At 70.2% G+C, this 3,196-nt stretch carries 3 protein-coding genes and 1 pseudogene; 3 read left to right on the top strand and 1 reads right to left on the bottom strand.

Annotation, left to right across the window (positions count from 1 at the left end):
• The 3 genes from V7E05_RS09810 to V7E05_RS09800 form a co-directional block, all read left to right on the top strand.
• Positions 1 to 928: glycosyltransferase family 4 protein (locus tag V7E05_RS09810; RefSeq protein WP_333619474.1), on the top strand; the 928-nt coding region annotated here is incomplete at its 5' end.
• Positions 922 to 1,677, top strand: a complete 756-nt coding sequence (locus V7E05_RS09805) for a class I SAM-dependent methyltransferase (RefSeq protein ID WP_333619473.1) — start codon at positions 922 to 924, stop codon at positions 1,675 to 1,677. The genes V7E05_RS09810 and V7E05_RS09805, both read left to right, overlap by 7 nt.
• Before the next feature lie 13 nt (positions 1,678 to 1,690).
• Positions 1,691 to 2,770 (top strand): prenyltransferase, encoded by a 1,080-nt coding sequence (locus V7E05_RS09800; RefSeq protein WP_333619472.1) that lies wholly within the window; start codon positions 1,691 to 1,693, stop codon positions 2,768 to 2,770.
• A gap of 66 nt (positions 2,771 to 2,836) precedes the next feature.
• Here the strand turns inward: V7E05_RS09800 and V7E05_RS09795 are convergent.
• Positions 2,837 to 3,196, bottom strand: a pseudogene (locus V7E05_RS09795) (hypothetical protein); the annotation flags it as partial.

Genomic DNA, 3,196 nt, shown 5'->3' with positions numbered 1-3,196 from the left:
CGGCTTCCTCGGGATGCAGAAGAAGGTCGCCCGCCGCATCCCCGAGATCCTCACGGTCTCGGAGTCCTCGGCGCGCGATATCGTCACCGATTTCGAGGTGGCGCCCGAGCAGATAGCCACGGTCCCGCTCGGCGTCGACACCGAGCGCTTCCACCCCGGCCGCGAGCGCGAGCACGGCCGCATCGTCACCGTCGCCAGCGCCGACGAGCCGCTCAAGGGCGTCCCCGTGCTCCTGCGCGCGCTCGCGCGCGTTCGCGAGTCCCGGCCGGACGCGCGGCTCACACTGGTCTCCAAGCTCAAGCCGGAGGGCGATACCGCGAAGCTCATCGGGCAGCTCGGGCTCACCGAGCACATCGACCTCGTCTCGGGCGTGGACGACGACGAGCTGGCACGCCTCGTCGGCGTCGCCGAGATCGCCGTCGTCCCCAGCATGTACGAGGGCTTCTCGCTGCCCGCCGTCGAGGCCATGGCCTCCGGGTGCGCGCTCGTCGCGTCGAACGCCGGCGCCCTGCCCGAGGTCGTGGGGACGGACGGCTCGGCAGGCCTGCTCGTCCCTCCCGGGGATGACGCCGAGCTTGCGCGCACCCTCGTGGACCTCCTGGGGGATCCGGCGGAGCGCGAGCGGCTGTCGCGGGGCGCGCGGCAGCGGGTCATGGAGCGCTACAGCTGGGCGGCGGTCGCCCGCCGCACGGTCTCGGTCTACGAGGCCGCCATCGCGCGCGCCGCGGGCCGCCGGGTGCCCGCGGTCGACGAGGGCCCGCTCGCCGGACCCACCGACGTGGACATCGAGGAGAACCTCTCGGCGGCCTCTACGGGGGTAGAGACGCAGGATGTCGATGGCACCGACGGCTCGGGGGATCCCGGCACGTCCGCCGTCACGAACAACGTTCGGGAACAACAGAAACAGCAGGAGGACGCGTCGTGCTGACGGTCAACTTCACCAAGCTCGGCGTGCGGCCGGGAATGCGCGCGATCGACATCGGGGCCGGCCTCGGCCGCCACACGTTCGAGCTCTACCGCCTCGGGGCGGACGTCACGGCGTTCGACCAGAACGAGGAGGAGATGGCCGAGGTGCGCAACATGCTCGAGGCCATGCGCGCCGAGGGGGAGCTGCCCGAGGGCGCGAAGGGCGAGGCCGTCGTCGGCGACGCGCTCGCGCTGCCGTACGAGGACGACACGTTCGATCTCGTGCTCATCTCCGAGGTCCTCGAGCACGTCCTCGAGGACACGAAGGCGATCGAGGAGTTCGTCCGTGTGCTCAAGCCCGGCGGCGTCGCAGCCGTGACAGTCCCGCGCGAGTGGCCCGAGATGCTGTGCTGGAAGCTCTCGGATGAGTACCACGAGAACATCGGCGGGCACGTCCGCATCTACACCGAGGCCGAACTCGGCTACAAGCTCCGGGCCGCCGGCCTCGAGGTCACGGGCACGAGCCACGCCCACGCGCTGCACGCCCCGTACTGGTGGCTCAAGTGCGCCGTCGGCGTGCGCAACGAGGACCACCCGCTGCCGAAGGCCTACCACAAGCTGCTCGTGTGGGATCTCATGAAGAAGCCGCTCGCCACCCGCCTGGCGGAGAAGGCCCTCAATCCCGTGATGGGCAAGTCGCAGGTCTTCTACCTGCGCAAGCCTGCGGACTGGAAGGCGCGCCGCGAGGCTCGCGCCCTCAAGCCGGCGTAGGCGGCCCCGTTCGATGGTCGACTCCAGAAACGTAGAGCGGGCCGCCCGCGCGGTGCCCGAGGTCCCCGGCGTGCTCTCTCGTGAGCAGGCCGCCGCGACCGGAGCGTGGATCGCCTCGGTGCAGCGCGAGAACGGTCAGATCCCGTGGTTCACCGGCGGGCACACCGACCCGTGGGACCACGTGGAATCGGCGATGGGCCTGTCCGTCGCCGGCTTCTGGGAGGAGGCCGAGCGCAGCTACCACTTCCTCCGCGACACCCAGCGCCCCGACGGCTCGTGGCCCATGCGCTGGCAGGACGACGTAGTCGAGGACGCCGGCATCGACGCCAACTACACGGCGTACGTCGCCGTGGGCGTCTGGCACCATTTTCGTGTGACGGCGGACGAGAACTTCCTCCGCGACATGTGGGATTGCGTCCGTCGGGCCCTCGCGCTGGTCCTCGAATTCCGCGGTCCCGAGGGGCAGATCTGGTATTCGCGGTCCGCCGAGGGGGAGCTTCGCGACGAGGCGCTGCTCACCGGTTCGGCGAGCATGCACCACGCGCTGCGCTGCGGCGTGCTCATCGCCACCGAGCTCGGGGAGACCGAGCCGGTCGCCGAATGGGATGCCGCGGCCGACAGGATCGGTGGGCTGATCCGCACGCGCCCCGAGATCTTCAGTCCCAAGGATCGCTACTCGATGGACTGGTACTACCCGGTGCTCGGCGGCGTCGTCGTGGGGGAGGAGGCCGCGAGCCGGATCGAGACCCGCTGGGACGATTTCGTGGTCGAGGGCCTCGGGATCCGCTGCGTCGACGACCATCCGTGGGTCACGGGGGCGGAGACGTGCGAGCTCGTGCTCTCGCTCGAGGCCGTCGACCGGCACGCCGCTGCGCTCGAGCAGTTCCGCAATATGCAGCACCTCCGCGATCCCGACGGCTCGTACTGGACCGGTCTCGTCTTCTCCGACGGCAAGCGGTGGCCGGTCGAGCTGTCCACGTGGACGGCGGCGGCCGTGCTGCTCGCCGCGGACGCGCTGTCGCGGACCACGCCGGGCAACGACGTCTTCCGCTACGTATCTAATTCGACCGCGGCACGGCTCGCCGGGCGGTAATCCCGCCCCTGCGAGCCGGGCCGCGGCCTCTGTTCTCGTCTCTGCGCGCGTGCCTCCCCGTGGAGGTCAGGCGGTGGCGTCGACGAGCTCCTTATTTTCGCGTTCCGCGCGGACCCTGGCGTTGTGCTCCACGCCGTGTCCGCCGTTGTTGCGGTGGGCGAAGATTATGAAGCCGAGGCCGAACGCGATCCACACCGCGAGCGTGATCCAGTACTGCGATGTCGAGGCGTCAGGGAAGTAGGAGATGTCGCGCAGTAGCGAACCGGTCGCTCCGGGGACGAAGTACTGGCCGATCTCGCCCCACTTCCACGGTAGGAACTCGCCGGGGATCTGCGTGCCCGAGAGTGGGTTGCCGATGAACATCGTGAGTATCGCGCCGATGCCGATGCCCGGGGCGCCGACGAGGCTGTGGAGCCCGACGATGAC

It is taken from the genome of Dietzia sp., from assembly GCF_036741115.1.
GTDB lineage: Bacteria > Actinomycetota > Actinomycetes > Mycobacteriales > Mycobacteriaceae > Dietzia.
Note: the sequence above shows the minus strand (reverse complement) of the source record. Positions and strands in the feature narration are given on the sequence as shown.